The following is a 20,574-nucleotide window of genomic DNA, read 5'->3' on the forward strand; positions in this document are numbered from 1 at the left end:
TCCGGACATTCCGCGCCCGTGTGCCCTCTGGTCCACGGAAAGGCGGGAATCCATCCCGCAAAATAGCGCGCTTGACCGCCACCCCTGCTTCCCTGCCGCCGGCCACCGCCGCGCCCCGGCCCCTCGACGTCGCCCTGCTCGCCAGCGTGTTCGTCGTGGCCGCCTGCGGCCTGCTCTACGAACTCGCCGCCGGTGCGCTCGCCTCGTACGTGCTGGGCGATTCGGTGCTGCAGTTCTCCACCGTCATCGGCACCTACCTGTTCGCGATGGGCATGGGCTCGTGGCTGTCGCGGTACTTCGATCGCCAGCTGCCCGCGCATTTCCTGCGCATCGAACTGCTGGTCGCGGTGGTGGGCGGGGCCTTGCCCGCGCTGCTGTTCCTGGCGAACGCCTACGTGCCGGGCGCGTTCCGGCTGCTGCTGTACGGCATGGTGCTGCTGGTCGGCATGCTGGTGGGGCTGGAGATTCCGCTCGTGATGCGCATCCTCAAGCGCAACGTGGCGCTCAAGGACCTGGTGTCGCAGGTGCTCACCTTCGACTACCTGGGCGCGCTGGCGGTGTCGCTCGCGTTCCCGCTGCTGCTGGTGCCGCACCTGGGGCTGGTGCGCACGGGGCTGCTGTTCGGCATCTTCAACGCGGTGGTGGCGGTGTGGGCGTTGTGGCTGTTCCGGCACGAGCTGCGGCGCTTCCGGGCGCATGCGCTGGCGTGCGCGGCGGTGCTCGGGGCGCTGCTGGCGGGCTTCGCGGGGGCCGAGCACATCACCCGCCTGGCGGAGGACCGCTTCTACCAGGACCGCATCGTCATCGCCAGCGCCTCGCCCTACCAGCGCATCGTGGTCACGCACGGCCGCTCGGGCTACCGGCTGTTCCTGAACGGCAACCTGCAGTTCGCCGAGCGCGACGAGTACCGCTACCACGAGGCGCTGGTGCACCCGGCGATGTCGGCCCACGGGGCGCCGAAGCGCGTGGCGGTGCTGGGCGGCGGCGACGGCATGGCGGTGCGCGAGATCCTGAAGTATCCCTCGGTCGAGTCGGTCACGCTGGTGGAGCTGGACCCGGCGATGACCCGGCTCTTCCGCACCGACCCGGCGCTGGTGCGGCTCAACGCGGGTGCGCTCAACGATCCGCGGGTGCGCATCGTCAACACCGATGCGTTCCAGTGGCTGCAGGAGGGGAGTGAGGGGGATTCCAGTTTCGACGTGATCGTGGTGGACTTCCCCGATCCGACGAACTTCGCGATCGGCAAGCTCTACACGAACAGCTTCTATGCATTGCTGGAGCAGCGCCTCGCGGCCAGCGGCTACGCGGTGGTGCAGACCACGTCCCCGCTGGTGGCGCGACAGAGTTTCTGGACCGTGGTGCAGACCATCGAGTCGACCGGCCTCGCGGTGGCGCCGTACCACGTGCACGTGCCGAGCTTCGGCGAATGGGGCTTCGTCATCGCCAGCCGGCGGCCGTGGCGCCTGCCGGAGCGCCTGCCCGAGGGGCTGCGCTTTCTCTCGCCGGCCACGCTGCCGCTGCTCTTCGACTTCCCGCTCGACATGGCCCGGGTGCCGGCCGAGGTGAACCGCCTGTCGAACCAGGTGCTGGTGCACACCTACGAGCAGGAGTGGGGACGGGTGGCGGCGCACTGAGCCTCGCTGGCCAGACCCCTATCTCCCTGCAATGTGCTGAAATTGACGGGATGGGGCACAATGTAGTATTCATTTTTATCAATACTGCCTGTGCTGGACCGGTTTTTTTCTGCTGAGGGCACGGGAAGCGATCCCTTTCTGGCCTGGAGCCACGATCCGTGGATGGTGGCGCTGTCGGTGGGGCTGGCGATCGCGTCGTCCACCATGGCGATGCACATGGTCGGGCTCGCGCGAACCGCGGCCACGGTGTTCACTCGCCAGGCGATCGTGTTCTCCGGGGCCCTGGCGCTGGGCGGCGGCATCTGGGCGATGCACTTCGTCGGCATGCTGGCCTTCGACCTGTGCGCCCAAGGGGCTTTCCGGCCCGGGACCACGGCGCTGTCGGTGCTGCCCAGCGTGCTGGCGTCGCTGATGGCCCTGTCGGTGCTCGCGCGGCCCACGATCGGCAGCCGCGGCGCCACGGCCGGCGGGGCGGTGGTCGGCGCGGGCATCGGCCTGATGCACTACCTGGGCATGTCGGCCTCGAGCCTCTCGCCGGTGATGCGCTACGACGCCGCCGGCTTCACCGCGTCGGTGGTGTTCGCCGTGGGGATGTCCATCGCGGCGCTGCATGCGCGCCTCTGGCTGCAGCGGCGCAGGGACGTGCCGCCGTGGCTGGCCGAGGTGGTCGGCGGCACGGTGCTGGGGCTGGCCATCGCCGGCATGCACTACATCAGCGTGGATGCCCTGCGCCTCGCGGGGCCGGCGGAGCCGTTCCTGGTGCCCGGCGCCCGTGCGGGCGGCTATCTGCCCCTGGCCATCGCCGTGGTGACGATGGTGCTGGGCATGCTGATCACCATCGCGAGCAGCGCCCTGCGCCACCGGCGGCTCTACCGGCAGGCCATGGCCACCGCGCTGCACCTGCGCGCGGTGGTGGACACCGCAGCGGACGGCATCGTGGTGATCGACGCGGAAGGCACGGTCCAGTCGTTCAACGGGGCGGCCGAGCGCCTGCTGGGCTGGCGCGCAGCGGAGGTGCTGGGGCGCAGCGCAGGCATCCTCGTGCCGGCGCCGCAGCGCGACCACCTCGCGCGCGCCCTGCGCGGCGATCTGGAAGCCGGCCTGGCCTGGACCGCGGGCGCCGTCCACGAGATGCAGGCCTTGCGCAAGGATGGCTCCTGCGTGGACATCCGCCTTTCGGTGGGCCGCGTGGAGCAGCCGGACCGCCCGGTGTTCGTGGGATTCCTGGTGGACCTGACCGAGCGCAAGGCGCTGGAGGCCGAGCGCCGCCGCGGCGAAGAGCAGTTGCGTTCGCTGGTCGGCAACATTCCGGGGGTGGCCTTCCGGTGCCGCTACCAGCGCGACTGGGCGATGCTGTTCATCAGCGACGCGGTGGAGGCCCTCACAGGCTGGGCCGCGGCCGACTTCATCGCCGGACGCATCGGCTTCGATCGCCTCATCCACCCCGAAGACGCCGAGCGTGCCTGGGAGGAGGTGTCGTGCGCGGTGGCCGCGGGCCGGCCGTACCAGCTCGAATACCGCCTCGTCGCCCGCTCGGGCGCGCTGGTGTGGGTGTCGGAAACCGGCCGCGGCATGGCCGGTACTGGCGAGGCGGTGGAATGGCTCGACGGGGTCATCCTGGACATTTCCGAATCCAAGGCCCGCAACGCCGAATTCTCGGGGGTGCTGTGCGCGCTCGACCGCGCCCAGGCGGTCGCCGAATTCGACCTGCAGGGCCGGCTGCTCTCCGCCAACGCCAACTTCCTGTCCCTCATGGGCTACACGCTCGACGAAGTGGCGGGGCAGCACCACAGCCTCTTCTGCACGCCGGAGTACGTGCGCGATCCGGCGTACGGAGCGATGTGGGAGCGCCTGGCCAGCGGCGAACTGGATGCCGGCGAATACCAGCGCCTGGGCAAGGGCGGGCGGCATGTGTGGATCCAGGCCACCTACAACCCCATCCTCGACGCGGAGGGGCGGACCACCAAGATCGTCAAGTTCGCCACCGACCTGAGCGGCCGCCGTGCCATGGAGCAGGACCTGCGCCGCGCCAAGGAGCGCGCCGAGCAGGCGGCCCAGGCGCGCGCCACCTTCCTGGCCAACATGAGCCACGAGATCCGCACCCCCATGAACGCCATCATCGGCTTCACGGAGGCGCTGCTGGACACCACCCTGGATGCGGCGCAGCGCCGGCACCTGGGGATAGCGCACCAGGCGTCGCGGTCCATGCTGCGGTTGCTCAACGACATCCTGGACACCGCCAAGCTCGAGAAGGGCGCGGTGGAACTGGAGGCCGCCGACTTCAGCCTGCAGGACCTGTGCGAGCAGATCCTCGCCTCGCTGCGCATCCATGCCGCCAAGAAGGGTCTGGCGCTGGAGGTGGACTATCCCGCGGCCGTGCCGCAGTTCTGGCACGGCGACGGGTTCCGCGTGCAGCAGATCCTGCTGAACCTGCTGGGCAACGCGATCAAGTTCACGCACCAGGGCCGGGTGACGCTGCGCGTGCGGCGGGAGCGCGGCGATCTGGTGCTGGCGGTGGAGGACACCGGCATCGGCATCGATACCGAGAGCATGGGCCGCATCTTCGACCTGTTTTCGCAGGCGGACGCCTCGACCACGCGCCGCTTCGGCGGCACGGGGCTGGGCACCACCATCGCCCGGCAACTGGCCGAACTCATGGGTGGCAGCATCGCCGTGCAGAGCGCGGTGGGCACGGGCAGCACGTTCACCGTGCGGCTGCCGCTGCCGCCCGCCGAGGCCGCCGCGGCGGAGCGGGTGCTGCGCCGCGTGGACCTGCCGCCGCTGCGGGTGCTGGCCGTGGACGACGTCCCGGCCAATCTGGAGCTGCTGGACATCCTGCTGGGACGCGCGGGCCACACGGTGGTCTGTGCCCCGAGCGGTTCGGCAGCCGTCGAGGCCTTCACCTCCGGGCGTTTCGACCTCGTGCTCATGGACCTGCAGATGCCGGACATGGACGGGCTCGAGGCCACCCGCCTGCTGCGGGAGCACGATCGCAAGAGCGGCCACCGCCCCACCCCGATCGTCGCGCTGTCGGCCAGCGTGCTCGAGCAGGACCGGCGCAACGCGCGCGCGGCGGGCATGGACGGTTTCGCCAGCAAGCCGGTGGAGCCTGCCCGCCTCGCGCAGGAGATGGCGCGCGTGCTCGGACTTCCGCATGCGGCATCCGCAGGGTTCGCCGTGCAGGCCGCGCTGCGGGCGCCGGAGGCGCCCGGGCCCGAACCGCTGCCCGTGCCGCCCGTGTCGCCCGTTCCGCCGATCGACTGGCACCGTGGGCTGCAGGTCTGGAGCCAGCCGTCCGCGCTGCACCGTGCCATCGACCGCTTCATGCAGGACGCCCGCCCGCTGGCCGCCGGGCTCCAGGCCGCGGTGGACGGCGGGGACTGGCCGGAAGTGGCCCGGGGTGCGCACCGCCTGCGGGGCGCGGCCGGCAATCTGTCGCTGGTGCGGCTGCAGACCGCGGCGGCCGTGCTCGAACGCGCCGCACGGGACGCAGACGCGGCGCTCGCCCGCTCCGCGATGCAGGCCATCGCGCCGGCGCTGGAGTCCGTGCGCGAGGCGCTGCGGCAGCAGTCGCCAGCGCCCGGCGGAGCCGCGCCCGCCGCGGCGGGCGCGGTCGATCCCGCGCTGCTGCGGCAGGCCATGGAGGCGATGGACCAGGCGCTAGCGCGGTCCGAACTGGCCGAGGCGCCGCTGGCGCTGCTGTCCGCCGGGCTGCCCGCGGCGGATGCGGCGCGGTTGCAGGAAACCCTGGACCGGTTCGATTTCGACGCCGCGCGCGCCTGCCTGCACACCTTGCGCGGCAGCCGTGCCGTGGCGGAAGCATTGCCGACATGACAGCGACCGAAGACCTCCGTCCGCGCCTGCTGCTGGTGGACGACGAGCCCGCCAACCTGCAGGTGCTGCGCCACGTGCTCCAGGAGGAGTACCGCCTGCTGTTCGCTACGGACGGGGTCCGGGCGCTGGACATCGTGCGCCGCCAGCGGCCCGATCTGGTGCTGCTGGACGTGATGATGCCCGCCATGGACGGCTATGCCGTGTGCGAGGCGATCAAGGCCGATCCGGCGATCGCGGACATTCCGGTGATCTTCGTTTCCGCCCTGGGCGAGGCGGGCCACGAGGCGCGGGGCTTCGAGGCCGGCGCGGTGGACTACATCACCAAGCCCGTGAGCGCCCCGGTGGTCCGCGCGCGGGTGCGCACGCACCTCTCGCTCGCGCGGGCGGAGGAGCTGCGTGCCACGCGCCTGCAGATCGTGCAGCGGCTCGGCCGTGCCGCCGAGTACAAGGACAACGAAACCGGCATGCACGTCATCCGCATGAGCCACTACGCCCAGTTGCTGGCGCTGGCGGTGGGCATGGGGGACGCCTGGGCGGAAGACCTCCTGCATGCCGCGCCGATGCACGACGTGGGCAAGATCGGCATCCCCGATGCCGTGCTGCTCAAGCCCGGCAAGCTCGACGCCGAGGAGTGGGCGGTGATGCGCCGGCATCCCAAAATCGGCGCGGAGATCATCGGCGAGCATGCGGGCGGCGTGCTGTGCGTGGCGCGGCAGATCGCGCTCACGCACCACGAGAAATGGGACGGCAGCGGTTATCCCGAGGGCCTGGCCGGCGAGGCGATTCCGCTCGCGGCGCGCATCGTGGCGATCGCCGACGTGTTCGATGCCCTCACCACGCGCCGCCCCTACAAGGAAGCATGGAGCATGGAGACGGCCTTCTGCCATCTGCGCTCGGAATCCGGTCGCCACTTCGACCCGGCCCTGGTCGAGCCCTTCATCGCCCTGGAGCCGGAGATCCGGGCCGTGCGCGAGCGCTGGGCGGAGTAGCGCCGCGGGCGCGGGCCTGCCACGGCCCTGGCGTAGAGTACGCCGCATGTCCGCCTTCCCCACCGATCTTCCCGCGCTGCGGCGCCGCACCCTGCTGCGGGGTGCCGCGGCCACGGCCGCTTTCTCGCTGGCGGGCTGCGAGCCGCCACCGCGCGACCTGCCCGGAGGCTACACGGGCATCGACATGGCCCGGGGCCATGCACTGCGCGACCGCCTGCAGAAGGGCGGGGCCATCGAGCCCGACATCGTGCGCCGCACCCAGGTGGTGGTGGCGGGCGGGGGCATCGCGGGCCTGGCGGCCGCGCGCGCGCTGCGCCTGGCCGGGGTGGACGACTTCGTGCTGCTGGAGATGGAGGACACCGTCGGCGGCAACAGCCGTGCCGGGCAGGTGGACGGCATCGCCTGCCCGCTGGGCGCGCACTACCTGCCCGTGCCCGGCGACGGCGCGCGCGAGGTGCAGGACCTGCTGGAGGAACTCGGCCTGCGCCGCCGCGTGGCGGGCCGCTGGCAGATCGACGAGGCGAGCCTCTGCCACAGCCCGCAGGAACGCCTGTTCTTCCGGGGCGCCTGGCAGGACGGCCTGCTGCCGATGAACGGCGTGGGGGCGGACACGATCGCGCAGTACCGGCGGTTTTCCGAGCGCGTGGCCGAACTGGGGCGCGCCGCGCGCTTCGCCATGCCGACGTTCAAGCTGTGGCGGGGCGACCAGCCCCTGGCGGCGCCGCTGCGCGCGCTGGATGCGCAGACCTTCGGCGCCTGGCTGGACCAGGAGGGCCTGGGCGACGCGCACCTGCGCTGGTACCTGGACTATTGCTGCCGCGACGACTATGGCGCGGGCGCCGCGCGCGTCTCGGCCTGGGCGGGCATCCACTACTTCGCGAGCCGCCACGGCTTCCACGCGCCCGGCGACGCCGCGGGCGGCGAGGAGCGCGAGCGCGAGGGCGTGCTGACCTGGCCCGAGGGCAACGGCTGGCTGGCCCGGCGCCTGGCCGGGCCGCTGGACGATGCGGGGCTGCTGCGTTCGGGCAGCACGGTGCTGCGCATCGAGGAGAACCGGCGCGGCGTGGAAGTGGACGTGCTGCACCACGCGAGCGACAGCATCGAGCGCTGGCAGGCCCGGCGCTGCGTGGTGGCCATGCCGGTGTACGTGGCCGCGCGCGTGGTGCGCAATCCGCCGGCCTTCCTCGCCCAGGCCGCGCAGCGGCTGCAGTGGGCGCCGTGGCTGGTGGCCAACCTGCGCATCGACGCTCCGCTCGCCGACCGCGAGGGCGCGGCTCCCGCGTGGGACAACGTGCTCTACGACGATCCCGCCCCCGGAGGCCTGGGGTACGTGGATGCGGGCCACCAGCGCCTCGACCCCCGTCCCGGGCCCACGGTGCTCACCTACTACCGCGCGCTCGGCGACGTGCCGGACGGCCGCCGCCAGCTGGCCGAGCAGCCCTGGACGCACTGGCGCGACGCCATCCTGGCCAGCCTGGCTGCCCCGCACCCCGACCTGCACGCCCGCATCACGCGCGTGGAGATCACCCGCTATGGCCACGCCATGGCGATTCCCGTGCCCGGCACGCAGGACTTCCTGAGCCGGGTCGGCCGCATGCCGGCGGCGCGGCAGCGCTACCTGCTGGCGAACGGCGAGCGCATCGCCGCGCCCGCCGTCCCCGGCACCGCGCGCCTCGCATTCGCGCACGCGGATTGGTCGGGGTATTCGGTGTTCGAAGAGGCCTTCACGCGCGGGCACGCGGCGGGCATGGCGGCCGCTGCCTGAGCGGCCCCGGCGCGCCGGCCGCCGCGGGCGGAAGGCGACGGACGGGGGCCGTCGATCGATCCATGACCCTGCATGCTGTACGGGAATGCCGTCTGCATGTGCAATTCGATATGAATTCGATATATCTTATCGATATAGATATATCGGAATTCACCATGAAAGACATCGAATTGCTCGACCCCCGCGGCGCACCGGCCGGGCCCCGGCGCGGGGGCGGCCGCGTGTTCGGGCACGGCGGCCTGCGCCTCGTGCTGCTGCGGCTCATCGCCGACCGGCCCCGGCACGGGTATGAACTCATCAAGGCGATCGAGGAGCGCCTGGGCGGCAGCTACAGCCCGAGCCCGGGCGTGATCTACCCGACCCTCACCCTGCTCGAGGAACTGGGCCACGTCACCGTGAGCGCCGAAGGCGGTGGCCGCAAGCTCCACACGGTCACCGATGCGGGCCTCGAACACCTGCAGGCGCATCGCGACGAGGTCGAGGCCCTGCTCGCCCGCATGGCCGACGGAGGGCGCGGCGCCGCCCGGCCCGCGCCGGTGGAGCGCGCGGTGCACAACCTGCGCCAAGCGCTGCACATGCGCCTGGCGGGCCCGCCGCTGGACACGGCGCAGGTCCATGCGATCGCCGACCTGCTCGACGAAGCGGCCCGCCGGATCGAGCGGCTGTGAACCGCGCCCATCCGACTTTTCCCCCCGCGGCCTGCCGCACCGGCCGCCATCTCCAGGATTGCCCATGAGCCAGACTGCTCTTCCCCCTTCTTCCCAGCCGACCCCCGCACAGCTGGAAACCCGCGCGCTGCAGCGCGTGCGCCACGAACTGCGCCTGCGGACCCTTGCGGTGCAGCGCGCCGAGCGCATCACCCCGCACTGCGTGCGCGTGACGCTTGCCGGCGAAGAACTCGACGGCTTCCACAGCCCCGGTTTCGACGACCACGTGAAGCTGTTCCTGCCCGATCCCGCCACGGGCGAGGCGCTGCTGCCCGCCGTCGATGCCCAGGGCGCGCCGGTGCCGGGGGCGCCGCGCCCGGCCATGCGCGACTACACGCCGCGCCTCCACGACGCGCAGGCCGGCACGCTCGCCATCGATTTCGCCGTGCACGACGCCGGACCGGCCACGGCCTGGGCACTGCAGGCCGCCCCGGGCCAGCGCATCGGCATCGGCGGGCCCCGCGGCTCGCTGCTGGTGCCGCTCGCCTTCGACGGCTATGTGCTGATCGGCGACGACACGGCGCTGCCGGCCATCGCGCGCCGCCTGGCCGAATTGCCCGAGGCCACGCCCGTGCTCGCGCTCATCGAAGTGGACGGCCCGGCCGACGAGCAGCCCCTGCCGACCCGGGCCGCGGCGCGCATCCGGTGGGTGCACCGCGGGGGCGGCACGGCCGGCGGGCCCGGCCCGCTGCTCGACGCCCTGCGGGCGCTGCCGCTGCCTGCCGGCGACGTGCACGCCTGGGTGGCCTGCGAGACCGCCGTGGCCAAGGCCCTGCGCCAGCACCTGGTGGGCGAGCGCGGCGTGCATCCGAAGTGGATCAAGGCGTCGGGCTACTGGCGGCGCGGCACCGCGGCCACGCACGAGACCCACGACGACTGACGGCGCACCGGGAGGCCTGGCGCCCCGTCCCGGCCCGGCAGGACGCGGCCCCGTCCGATAAGGAAGAGCCGCGGCCGGCGCGATACTGCCGGCCTGGCTCCAGCCGGGGCCTTCTTTCGCCCGACCCACGCCCATGTCCCGCCACGATCCGCCGCCTTCCGGCCCGTCCCGACGGGGTTCTTCCGTTCCCGCGCGCGCGGAGGATGGCGCCGGCCTGCGCGCCCTGCGGACCATCGCGGGTTTCGAGGCATTCAAGGGCGCCGTGGCCCTGCTGGCCGGAGCGGGGCTGCTGGGCCTCGTGCACCACGACCTGCACCGCGTCGCGGTGTCGCTGATCGGGCACGTGGGCCTGGCGCCGGGGGAGCGCTATCCGGCGATGCTGCTGTCCCGCATCGACCTGTGGGCGCACGAGGACCTGCGGTGGCTGCTCCTGGCGATCACCGCGTATGCCGCCCTGCGCTTCGTCGAGGCCTACGGGCTCTGGACGGGCCGCGCCTGGGGAGAGGCGCTGGGTGCGCTCTCGGGCGGGCTCTACATCCCGTTCGAGGCATGGCACTGGCTGCACCGGCCGTCGCTCGCCGCGACCGCGGTGATCGTGGTGAACGCCGCGGTCGTCGCCTACCTGGCCTGGCGGCTGTGGAAGCGGCCGTCACCGGCCTGACATCGAACGCCGGCATCGTCGCGGGTTTCCATCCGTCCCGGTGTTCCCGCATGCCTGCTGCCTTCCGCTTCGTCCCGCTCGCCGCCACCCTGCTGTCGTTCGCGGCCCTCTCCTGTGCCCATGCGCAGACGGCGGCCTTCCCCGCCACGCTCGCCGGCCACGCCGTGCTGCCCGCGCAGTCCTTCATCCCCGCCCCGGCGGATGCGCCCGCCGACCTGCGCACCAGCGGCAAGTTCACCACCGCGCGGCGCGTGGACGCCGTGGGCACCGTCGAAGGCACCTCCGCCGGCCGGCCCACGGGGGTCTCGCTGCCGTTCGAGGGCCAGCCGCTGCAGGGCCATTCGGGCATCAAGCGCATGGCCGACGGCAGCTTCTGGATCCTCACGGACAACGGCGCCGGCGCGAAGGCCAATTCGCCGGACTTCATGCTCTACCTGAACCACTACGCGGTGGACTTCAAGACCGGGCAGTTCGAGCGCCTGAAGACCGTGTTCCTGCACGATCCCGACAAGAAGGTGCCCTTCCGCATCGCCGAAGAAGGCACTAAGGAGCGCTACCTGACCGGCGCCGACTTCGATCCCGAGAGCTTCCAGTTCGCGGGCGGCGCGCTCTGGATCGGCGACGAGTTCGGCCCCTTCCTCATCAAGGCCGACCTGGACGGCCGCGTGTTGGCGGTGTTCGACACCCAGGTGGACGGCCGCGTCGTGCGCTCGCCCGACCATCCCGCCCTCACCACCGCCGCCGCGCCCGACGCCAAGGCGCCGGCCTTCGACATCAAGCGTTCCAAGGGCTTCGAGGGCATGGCGTCCAGCCCCGACGGCAGCCGGCTCTACGCGCTGCTCGAGGGCCCGGTATGGGACGAGTCTGCCAAGGCCTACGAATCCATGGAGGGCGGCCGGCAGTACCTGCGCGTGCTGGAGTTCGACGTGCAGTCGGAAAAATGGACCGGCCGCCACTGGAAATACGTGCTCGAAGCCAACCAGAACGCCATCGGCGACTTCAACATGATCGACCCCACCATGGGCCTCGTCATCGAGCGCGACAACGGCGAGGGCACGCCCGACCTGGCGTGTGCCGAAGGGCAGAAGCGCGCGGACTGCTTCCACGACGTGGCGAAGTTCAAGCGCGTCTACAAGGTCGAGCTGACCGACGCCAATGCCGGCGGCCCGCTGCGCAAGGTGGGCTACATCGACCTGCTGGACATCCGGGACCCGCAGCGCCTCGCCAGGAAGCCGCTGACCGGGGGCGCGCTCGCCTTCCCGTTCTTCACCATCGAGAACGTGGACGTGGTGGACGCCACCCACATCGTGGTGGGCAACGACAACAACCTGCCCTTCAGTTCCAGCCGCGACCCGCGCCGTGCCGACGACAACGAGCTGGTGCTCATCGAGGCGGGCGGGCTGCTGCGGGCGCGCTGAGGGCGGGCGCCGCCGGTCTTTGCCGCCAGGACACGGCATGCCGCTGCGGTTGGGTCACAATCCCGGCAGTCCACCCGCAAACCGGCTGCCCGGCGCAGCCCGTCCCGGGTCCGTCCGGGAAGTCTCCATCCATTGACCCAACCGCCCGCCCTGCCTTCCCGCACCGGTCCCGATGACGGCGCGGCCGCTGCCTTCCCGGCGCGCCCTCCCGCGGCGCCCCCCGATGCGCAGCCGCGCCCGCGCACGCTCGAGGAGCTGGAGGCGCACCTGCGCTTCGCCGCGGCCGCGGGCGGGCTCGGCCTCTGGGAGCTGGACGTGGAGACGATGGAGCTCACGAGTTCCGAGGTGTGCCGGGAGCAATTCGGCCTGCGCGCCGAGCAGCCGCTGTCCGCGCGGGCCGTGGCGGCCGCCGTCCACCCGGACGACATGCCACGCGTGCGCGCCGCGTTCGAGCAGAGCATCGCGCAGCGCCAGGAATACGCGATGGACCACCGCATCCGGCGCCTGGACGGCCAGGTGCGCTGGCTCAAGGTGCGGGCGCGCGTGCATGGCGGCACGGCGGGGCACAGCCTGCGCATCGCCGGCACGGTGCAGGACGTCACCGACCAGACGCTCGCCGAGCGCCGCATGCAGGCGCTGCTGCAGCTCGACGACAGCTTCCGCGCGCTCGACGAGCCGGCCGACATGGCCTACGCGGCGGCGCGCCTGCTGGGCGAGATGCTCGCCGTGGGGCGCGCGGGATACGGCGACATCGACGGGACGAACACGGTCACGATCTACCGCGACTGGACCGACCTGGGCATGTCCACGGCCGCCGGCCGGCACCATCTGCCCCACTACGGCCATTTCTACCAGGACCTGCTGCGCGGCGACATCGTCGTGGTGAACGACATCTCCACCGACCCGCGCACGTCCGGGCACACGTCCGCGCTGCGGGCGGTGCAGGCGGGTGCGCTGGTGAACCTGCCCCTCATCGAGGACGGCCGCCTGGTCGCGATGCTGTTCCTGAACCATCCGGGGCCGCGGTCCTGGTCCGCCGACGAACTGGCGCTGATCCGCAGCGTGGCCCACCGCACGCGCATGGCGGTGCAGCGGCGCACCGCGGAGCGGCAGCTGCGTGGGCTGGCCGACACGCTGGAGTCGAAGGTGGAGCAGCGCACGCGCGAACTCATGGCCGCCGAGGAGGCACTGCGCCAGGCGCAGAAGATGGAGGCCGTGGGCCAGCTCACCGGCGGCATCGCGCACGATTTCAACAACCTGCTGGGCGGCATCATGGCGAGCCTGGACCTGATGCGCCTGCGCATGTCCCAGGGCCGCCACGGCGACCTCGGACGCTGCATCGAAACGGCCCACCGCTCCGCCAAGCGCGCGGCCGCGCTCACCCACCGGCTGCTCGCCTTCTCGCGGCGGCAGACGCTCGCCCCCAGCGTGGTGGACCTGAACCTGCTGGTCGCCGGACTGCTGGACCTGGTGGAGCGCACCGTGGGGCCCTCCATCGCGGTGCGGTTCGAATCCACGGCGGGGCTGTGGAAGGTCCGCGCCGATGCCGGCCAGATCGAGAACTCGCTGCTGAACCTGTGCATCAACGCGCGCGACGCCATGCCCGGCGGCGGCACGCTGCGCATCTCCACCGCCCACCGCGTGGTCCCGCCACCCGGGCCCGGCGAGCCGGAACCGGCCGGTGCGGCCGGGCTGCCGCCCGGCGACTACGTGACGCTGACCGTGGCCGATACCGGTGCGGGCATGGCGCCCGAGGTGGTCGAGCGGGCCTTCGAGCCGTTCTTCACCACCAAGCCCATCGGGCAGGGCACGGGACTGGGCCTGTCGATGGTCTATGGCTTCGCCCAGCAGTCGGGCGGATCGGCGCGGATCGTCTCGGCGCCCGGGCAGGGCACGAAGATCACGCTCTGTCTGCCGCGCCATGCGGCCGCGGACGGCGCCGAGCCGGAGGAGGACGTCGCGGGCGCCCAGGCTTCGCCTCCGGCCCCGGCACCCGGCACGGACCGGCCGGCGCCGGTGCTGCTGCTGGTGGAGGACGAGCCGGCCATGCGCTGCACGGTGGCGGAGTTCCTGCGCGACCGGGGCTGGCGCGTGCTGGAGGCGGAAGACGGCGCCTCGGCGCTGGAGGCGCTGCAGGGCGGGCCCGCGCCGGACCTGCTGCTCACCGACGTGGGCCTGCCCGGCGGCATGAACGGCCGCCAGGTGGCCGATGCCGGCCGTGCGCTGCACCCCCGGCTGCCCGTGCTGTTCATCACCGGCTATGCCGAGCAGGCGGTGATCGGCGAGCGCGATCTCGACCCGGGCATGGGCGTGCTCACCAAGCCGTTCGACCTCGAGGTGCTGGCGGCGCGCCTGGCCGCGGCCCTCGGCGCATAGCCCCGGCGCAGGGCGGGTCGGCCGCTTCGCGGGCGGCGAAGGCGGCGGGCCGGGTGGCACAATGCCCGGGCGGTTTTCCGCTTCCACCCACCCACCCCTTCCCCGATCCCCGCGCCATGTTCACAGGCATCGTCCAAGCCACCGCCACCCTCGCCGAACTGCAGGACCGCGAGGGCCTGCGCACCTTCGTGATCGAGTTCCCGCCGGGCTTTTGCGAAGGGCTGGCCATCGGCGCGAGCGTGGCCGTGGACGGCGTCTGCCTCACGGTCACGCGGCTCGTCTCGCCCATCTCGGCCGCGTTCGACGTGATGCTCCAGAGCCTGAACGTCACCACGCTGGGCGGCTATGGCGCCGGGCAGCGCGTGAACGTGGAGCGGGCCGCGCGCGACGGCGCCGAGATCGGCGGCCATCCGCTGTCGGGCCACATCGATTTCTCGGCCACGCTGGAGAGCGTGCGCGATTCCGAGAACAACCGCGTCTGGCGCGTGGCCGTGCCGCCGGCCTTCCGCCGCTACGTCTTCGCCAAGGGCTACATCGCGCTGCACGGCGCGAGCCTCACCGTGGCCGAGGTGAACCGCGCCGAAGGCTGGTTCGAGGTCTGGCTCATTCCGGAAACGCGCCGCGCCACGGTGTTCGAGGACCTGCGCGCGGGCGACGCGCTCAACGTGGAGATCGAGCGCAGCACCCAGGTGGTGGTGGACACGGTGCGCGAAGCCGTCGAGGAGAGCCTGGGCGAGCTGCGCCCGGTGCTGGAGGCGCTGCTGCGCGAGAAGGGCCTGTCGCTCGACGATCTGGTGCGGCCGCCCGCGGTGCTGCCGCGCTGACTCAGGGCGCCTCTTCGACGCGGTTGCGCCCCCGGTCCTTCGCCCGGTAGAGGGCGGCATCCGCCTCGGACAGCAGGTGGTCCAGCACCAGGCCGTGGCGTTGCGACATGGCGACCCCGATGCTCACCGTGAGGTGCGCGCGCTCGCCCGACGGCAGCGGAACCGGGGTCGCTCCGATCGCCTGGCGCAGTTGCTCCGCGCGCGCGGCGCCCCGGTGCCCGGGCAGGGGCCCAGCAGCACCACGAATTCCTCTCCGCCATAGCGCGCCGCGAGGTCGTCCGGCCGCAGGACCGCCCGCACCGCGCGTGCCACGGCGCGCAGCGCCACGTCGCCGGCGACGTGGCCTTCGCGGTCGTTGAAGGACTTGAACAGGTCCACGTCCAGCAGCAGCAGGGCGACGTCGAAATGCTGCTGCCGCGCCCGCGTGACGCGCTCGCGCGCCGCCGCGAAGAAGGCGCGGCGGTTCGGCAGGCCGGTGAGGAAATCGGTGAGCGACTGCTCCCGCAGCTGCGCGATGAGCCCGTCGCGCTCGCGCTCCAGCGACTGCCGGGTGCGCGTGTGGTCCTGCAGGGCGCGCACGGCGCCGACCACCGCGGCGATCTCGTCGTCGGCGGCGGGCTGCGGCAGCGGGAAATCGAGCCGGTTGTCCGCCAGCTCCTGCAGGGCCCGCGTGGTCTGGGCCAGCGGGCGCAGCACGCGGGCGTGCAGCGCGTACAGCATGGCCGCGAGGACCGCCCAGAGGGCGGCCGAGGCGCCGGCCACCGCCACCAGGCTGTGCAGGGCCTGCTCCTGCGCCGCGGCCGCTTCGCGCTGCATCTGCACCATCACGCTCTCACGCAGCGCCACCACCTTCTGCAGCTCGGGCACGTAGCGCGCCGCGAACTGGGCGGCGGTGATGCCGTAGCGGCCGTCGCCCTCGCCAGCGGCCAGCACGGGCGCCACGATGGCCCGCGCCGCATGGCCGAAGTAGCCGTCCGCCACGGCCGCCCATGCCTGGGCGACGGCGGGCGGGGCCTCCTGCCGCGCCCACCGCTGCTCCAGCAGGAAGTGCAGGGCCTGGATGCGGCCGCGCGTGCGCTCGATGGCGTGCCGCTCTTCGGTCGTGAACGGCCGCTGCGCCGTCAGCGCCGCCGTGAAATGCGAACCCAGCAGACCGGCATGCTCGCGCAGTTCCGCCGTGATCTGCAGCGCCTGCGCTTCGCTGCCCAGTGCCGGCTGGGCCGTGCGCACGGCTTCGATCAGTGCGCTGGTGGCGGGCGCCAGCCGGAGCACCACGTCGACGAGGCCATAAACGCTGTCGCGGATGGCGTCGGGCGTGCGAAGCGCGTGCGGCCGGGCGATGACCTCGTCGGCCACCGTGCGCGCCCGGACCAGCGCCTGCGCGGCCTCGTCCACAACGTACGGGAGCGCCGCCGTGCGCGCCGAAGGCGCAAGGCCCGCCACCGCCGTCCGCAGCTATGCCAGCGCCAGGTCGGTGGCCTCGCGCGCCTGCGCGAGGGCGGTGACGGAAGCCGGATCGGCCGGGCCGTCGGAAGCACCGAGCCGCGCATTGGTGGGCCCGCGCTCGCGCGACACCCGCTCCGCCGCCACCAGCCCCAGGCGCAGATCCGCGAGTGCGCGCGAGCCGGCATCGGCCGCGCGCCAGCTCCTCCATTCGGTCCAGTTCGCATGCATGGCCAGAATGGCCGTCACGGCGGCGAGCACGGCACCGGCGAGGCGCAGGAGATGGTGGAGGGACATGGAAGGCGCAGGGCCGTTACCGGGACGGGCCTGCCGCCGGGGCGTTGATCACGGGAAGAACTACGATATCGCCACTCTATCGCATCACTGCGCCACGGTCGCGTTGCCGGAAAAGCGCTGCCGGCGCCCCTGCTTCCGCTGCCATGCCCGCACCTACCGAGACCGGCCATCCGCCGCCGCCACCCCCTGTCGACATCCGCCCGCTCGCGGCGGCGGACCTTCCAGGCCTGATGGCGGTACAGCAGGCCTGCTATGGCACCGGCTTCCTCGAAAGCGCCGAAGTATTCGGGCAGCGCCTGGCCAGCCCCGCGAACTGTTCGCTGGTCGCCGTCGAGGGCGATGCCGTGCTGGCCTACCTGGCCGCCTACCGTTCCATGCGCGGCAAGGTGACCGCTTTGCACGGCGGTTTCGAGGCCCCGGCCGGCCAGCCCGACACGCTCTATCTGCACGACATGGCCGTGCACCCCGACTGCGCGGGGCACGGCCTGGCCGGCGCACTGCTGGAGGCACTGTGGCGCGACGCCCGCGCGGCAAGGCTGCGGTACAGCACCCTGGTGTCGGTGCAGGGCTCGCGCCCCTACTGGGAGCGCCGGGGCTATGCGGTACGGGAGCCCGCGTCGCCCGAGGCGCGCGAACGGCTCGCTTGCTATGGCGCGGGGGCGGTCTACATGGAGCGGCTGTTGTAGCGGCTCCGTGCCCGCCGATCCCCGTGCGTGTCGAACGCGCGGCGTCTGGCCACAGGGGTGCCGACGGCCTGCGCCGCATCATCGCCGCTCCGTTCCCTGCCCTTTGTATCAACGCGCCGGAGTCCGTGAGTGCGGGGCGCCCGCATCCGGAATTTCTTCGAGTTGCACGGTGGAGGGCGCCCGCGCCGCGCCCTGTGCGCGGCTGCGGAACATCTCCAGCGCGTTGTGCCCCACGCCGCGCAGCGTCTCCCACAGCTCTGCGGGCCGCAGCGACTGCAGCGTGGCATACATCTTCTCCAGGCCCGCGCCCGCCAGGTGGCCCACCGGCCCGGGAATGGTCACGTTGAGCAGGGCCATGGCCGCCGCCCCCGCCAGCATGCCGGTGGTGTTCTTCTCGATGAAGTCGTCCCCGGCGTGGTTGGCCGTCAGCACCGCGATCATCACGAGGCTGAGTCCCGCGAACGACTTGAACTCGTCGAGCGCATCGCGGCGCGTGACGTTGGGATTGCGGGCATTGGCCACCATCAGCGCCACGGTGAAGGCCGCGTCGGAGGACAGGTCCACCATGCCGATGCGGTCGGGGTACATCAGCCCGGTCGTGGCCGCGCAGACGGCGCCTGTGAAGGCGGCCAGGGCGTACTTCGCGGTGCGCTCGGCCGCCTGGGCCTCCCGCTCCGCACCGCCGGCGGCCGTTGCCGCCTGCTCCGGCATGCCCGCGGGATGCAGTACGCGCTCCAGGTCGGTGGCGATGGCCAGGAACGCATCCGCGACCATCGTCACCTGCTTGCTGGTGACCGGGCTCAGCTCCTTGCCCTGCGCCAGGAAGCCGGCCTTGCCGTCGGTGACGGCCTTCTGGTCGCTGCGTGCCTGCTCCAGCGCCTGTGCCAGCGTGGCGCGCGCGATCATGGCGGCCTCGCGCCCGGCGGGCAGGGCCTGCGCCGCGCCCTCGCTGTCGGGGCCGGCCGCCCCCTGCGGAGCCTCCGGCGGCGCTGCCGGGAAGCGCGCAGCTTCCTGCAGCCGGGTACCGACCGCGGCGAGCGCCGGGTCCGGCACGCCGTGGCGCATGCGCTGCACGACCTCCCTCGTTTCCTTGCCCAGGAATCCGAGGAACAGCGCCGCAGTCGACACCATGCCCGCGCCCACGTTGAAGGCCGGGTGCCCGTTGAGCCGGTGCAGCTGCGGCACGAACGTGGGCAGTGCGAAGATCGCCGCCTGCACCACGTTGATGTAGTGGCGCGACATGAAATGGTCCATTGCGCTGTGCCGGTTCGCGCCCATGGGGGAGCGCGCCGAGCCGATCGCCATCAGCGCGGTCTTGGCGTAGAGGCCGGCCAGCTCGGCCTCGAACTGGTTCTGGTGGCCGTGGAAGGCGATGGCCACGGGCACGATGGGCAGCAGCGCATTCATGCCCAGATAGACCGCGGCACGGCGCGCCAGCGGCTGCTCGGTCTGCAGGGCCTCCAGCGTGGAATCCAGGTGCGCCAGCCTGCCCCCGAAGTGCGCCTGGAGTTCGCCGGGCACGTCCGGGGCCAGCAGCCGCCCGCGCAGGCGCTGCGCGGCAGTCCGCAGTTCCGGCAGCGTGCCGCCGGCCGGGATCGCGCCGCGCTCCGTATCGCCCCGGCCTCGGAGCGCCTGCACGAACTCCGCATCGTCGCCGCGCATCACCGCCGTGCGGGCGTCGGCCAGCCGCCCTAGCGCCCTGGCGGCTTGGCCCATGCGCGTCCATGCACCGGGCGCGGATGAGTCGTCCGCTGTGCCCGGCCCGTCTTCTTGCGGGTGGGCGGGACTGCCGGCTGCGGTGGCCGGCGCGGAGGCCGGCGGAGCGGGCCGCAGCCCGGGCGACCGCGGCGGCGTGGCGCCACCGTCGCTGCGCACGGACCGCCGGGCGGGGGAGGGGAGTCCCTCCGGCGCAGCAGCGCGCGCGGATTCACGCGGCGGGCTGGCGGCGGGCGCTGCCGTATCCGCGGAGGCCACAGGACGCTGCGGGGGCGCAGGAGCGAAGGAAGGGGGGGTGATCGCAGGCATTGGATGGGATGATCGAAACAAGCCCGAGCCTGAACGAGCCGGGGCCCTGCGCATGCGGGCGCGCGAATACCTGCCCCCCGGGCGCGAAGCGCGCGGCGGGGCCGTCCGGCGAGGCGCCGGTTCAGGAGGCGAGGGCGGCCTGCGCCGTGATCCAGTCGCGGAAGCTGCGCAGGGCCGGGTCCACCAGCACTTCGGGCCGGTACACCAGCCGGTAGGCCAGCGGCGTCGCCACTGCGGCCGACCGCACGGCCACGAGCGTGCGCGCCGCGAGCTCTTCCGCCACGAAGCCTTTGCGCACCAGGGCGAAGCCCCGGGCCGCCAGCGCAGCCTCGACCGTGCCGTTGGAGTGCGTGAACACCACGCCCTGGTTGCAGTCCACCCCGGAGGCTCCATTCGCATCGCACCAGAGCCGCCAGTCGCCGCGGTGTCCGTCGTGCAGCAACCGGTGGCCGGTGATGTCGGCGATGCGGGGAATGCGCCGGGGCGCGATCAGGCGCGGGCTGCAGACCGGCACCAGATCGTCGGCCAACAGCACCTCGGCCTGCAGCCCCGCCGCCACGTCCAGTCCATGGCGCACCGCGAAGTGGATGTCCTCGGACGCCAGGTCCACCACGCGGTCGGTGGTGCTCACGTGCACGTCCACGTCCGGCGCACGGCGCGCGAAGTCCTCCAGCCGCGGCACCAGCCACTGCACCGCGAAGCCGGCGGTGCAGCTGAGCCGCACCACGCGCCGCTGCCCCAGCGCCTGCAGGCGTGCGGTCGCATGGCCGATGAGTGCCAGCGCCTCTGCGCAGGCCACGAGGTAGTCGCGCCCCGCCGGCGTGAGTGCGAGCCCGCGCGGCAGCCGCTCGAACAGGGCGCAGCCCAGGAAGCCTTCGAGCCCGCGCAGCTGCTGCGATACCGCGCCGGGCGTCACGTGCAGTTCCGCGGCGGCGGCGCGTACGCTCAGGTGGCGGGCCGCCGACTCGAAGAAGCGAACGGAAGCGAGAGGAGGAAGGCGCATGACTGTTCAAGCCAGCTAAACAGACTGACAGG

14 protein-coding genes and 1 pseudogene are annotated in these 20,574 nt (G+C 72.8%); 11 read left to right on the plus strand and 4 right to left on the minus strand.

Features of this window, described 5'->3' with window-relative positions; translation table 11 throughout:
* Positions 1–71 precede the first annotated feature (71 nt).
* From Q9R47_RS03070 to Q9R47_RS03115, 10 genes are all read left to right on the plus strand, one after another.
* Positions 72–1,634, plus strand: a complete 1,563-nt coding sequence (locus Q9R47_RS03070; protein WP_311231727.1) for a polyamine aminopropyltransferase — start codon at positions 72–74, stop codon at positions 1,632–1,634.
* Positions 1,635–1,796: 162 nt separating this feature from the next.
* A complete protein-coding gene (locus tag Q9R47_RS03075) occupies positions 1,797–5,468 on the plus strand; it encodes a PAS domain S-box protein (protein ID WP_311231728.1) in 3,672 nt (1,223 codons plus the stop codon).
* Positions 5,465–6,457, plus strand: a complete 993-nt coding sequence (locus Q9R47_RS03080) for a two-component system response regulator (protein WP_311231729.1) — start codon at positions 5,465–5,467, stop codon at positions 6,455–6,457. The genes Q9R47_RS03075 and Q9R47_RS03080 overlap by 4 nt, the downstream gene beginning before the upstream one ends.
* A 46-nt stretch (positions 6,458–6,503) precedes the next feature.
* Positions 6,504–8,222 carry an FAD-dependent oxidoreductase gene (locus tag Q9R47_RS03085; protein WP_311231730.1) on the plus strand — a complete coding sequence of 573 codons (1,719 nt, stop codon included), beginning with the start codon at positions 6,504–6,506 and terminating at the stop codon, positions 8,220–8,222.
* A 155-nt stretch (positions 8,223–8,377) separates the two neighbouring features.
* Positions 8,378–8,890 (plus strand): PadR family transcriptional regulator, encoded by a 513-nt coding sequence (locus Q9R47_RS03090; protein ID WP_311231731.1) that lies wholly within the window; start codon positions 8,378–8,380, stop codon positions 8,888–8,890.
* 64 nt (positions 8,891–8,954) lie between these two features.
* Positions 8,955–9,809 (plus strand): siderophore-interacting protein, encoded by an 855-nt coding sequence (locus Q9R47_RS03095; RefSeq protein WP_311231732.1) that lies wholly within the window; start codon positions 8,955–8,957, stop codon positions 9,807–9,809.
* A 133-nt stretch (positions 9,810–9,942) separates the two neighbouring features.
* Positions 9,943–10,470 (plus strand): DUF2127 domain-containing protein, encoded by a 528-nt coding sequence (locus Q9R47_RS03100; RefSeq protein ID WP_311231733.1) that lies wholly within the window; start codon positions 9,943–9,945, stop codon positions 10,468–10,470.
* 50 nt (positions 10,471–10,520) lie between these two features.
* The gene (locus tag Q9R47_RS03105) at positions 10,521–11,888 is read left to right on the plus strand and encodes an esterase-like activity of phytase family protein (RefSeq protein WP_311231734.1); all 1,368 of its coding nucleotides are present in this window, start codon (positions 10,521–10,523) and stop codon (positions 11,886–11,888) included.
* Between the two features lie 132 nt (positions 11,889–12,020).
* Positions 12,021–14,264: an ATP-binding protein gene (locus Q9R47_RS03110; RefSeq protein WP_311231735.1), complete on the plus strand. Its 2,244-nt coding sequence runs from the start codon at positions 12,021–12,023 to the stop codon at positions 14,262–14,264.
* 116 nt (positions 14,265–14,380) lie between these two features.
* Positions 14,381–15,088 (plus strand): riboflavin synthase subunit alpha, encoded by a 708-nt coding sequence (locus Q9R47_RS03115; protein WP_311231736.1) that lies wholly within the window; start codon positions 14,381–14,383, stop codon positions 15,086–15,088.
* A gap of 1 nt (position 15,089) precedes the next feature.
* On the opposite strand, the pseudogene Q9R47_RS24270 reads toward Q9R47_RS03115, so the two are convergent.
* Together Q9R47_RS24270 and Q9R47_RS03130 are read right to left on the minus strand one after the other, a co-directional pair.
* Positions 15,090–15,913: pseudogene (locus Q9R47_RS24270) on the minus strand (diguanylate cyclase).
* A gap of 630 nt (positions 15,914–16,543) precedes the next feature.
* Positions 16,544–16,828: a hypothetical protein gene (locus Q9R47_RS03130; RefSeq protein ID WP_311231738.1), complete on the minus strand. Its 285-nt coding sequence runs from the start codon at positions 16,826–16,828 to the stop codon at positions 16,544–16,546.
* A gap of 143 nt (positions 16,829–16,971) precedes the next feature.
* Here Q9R47_RS03130 and Q9R47_RS03135 point away from each other — a divergent pair, with 143 nt between their 5' ends.
* Positions 16,972–17,514, plus strand: a complete 543-nt coding sequence (locus Q9R47_RS03135) for a GNAT family N-acetyltransferase (protein ID WP_311231739.1) — start codon at positions 16,972–16,974, stop codon at positions 17,512–17,514.
* 108 nt (positions 17,515–17,622) lie between these two features.
* Here the strand turns inward: Q9R47_RS03135 and Q9R47_RS03140 are convergent, their stop codons facing one another.
* Together Q9R47_RS03140 and Q9R47_RS03145 are read right to left on the minus strand one after the other, a co-directional pair.
* A complete protein-coding gene (locus Q9R47_RS03140; protein WP_311231740.1) occupies positions 17,623–19,230 on the minus strand; it encodes a hypothetical protein in 1,608 nt (535 codons plus the stop codon).
* Between the two features lie 430 nt (positions 19,231–19,660).
* Positions 19,661–20,542: a LysR substrate-binding domain-containing protein gene (locus Q9R47_RS03145; RefSeq protein WP_311231741.1), complete on the minus strand. Its 882-nt coding sequence runs from the start codon at positions 20,540–20,542 to the stop codon at positions 19,661–19,663.
* Positions 20,543–20,574 lie beyond the last annotated feature (32 nt).

This window comes from Acidovorax sp. PRC11 (genome assembly GCF_031844105.1).
GTDB lineage: Bacteria > Pseudomonadota > Gammaproteobacteria > Burkholderiales > Burkholderiaceae_C > Paracidovorax.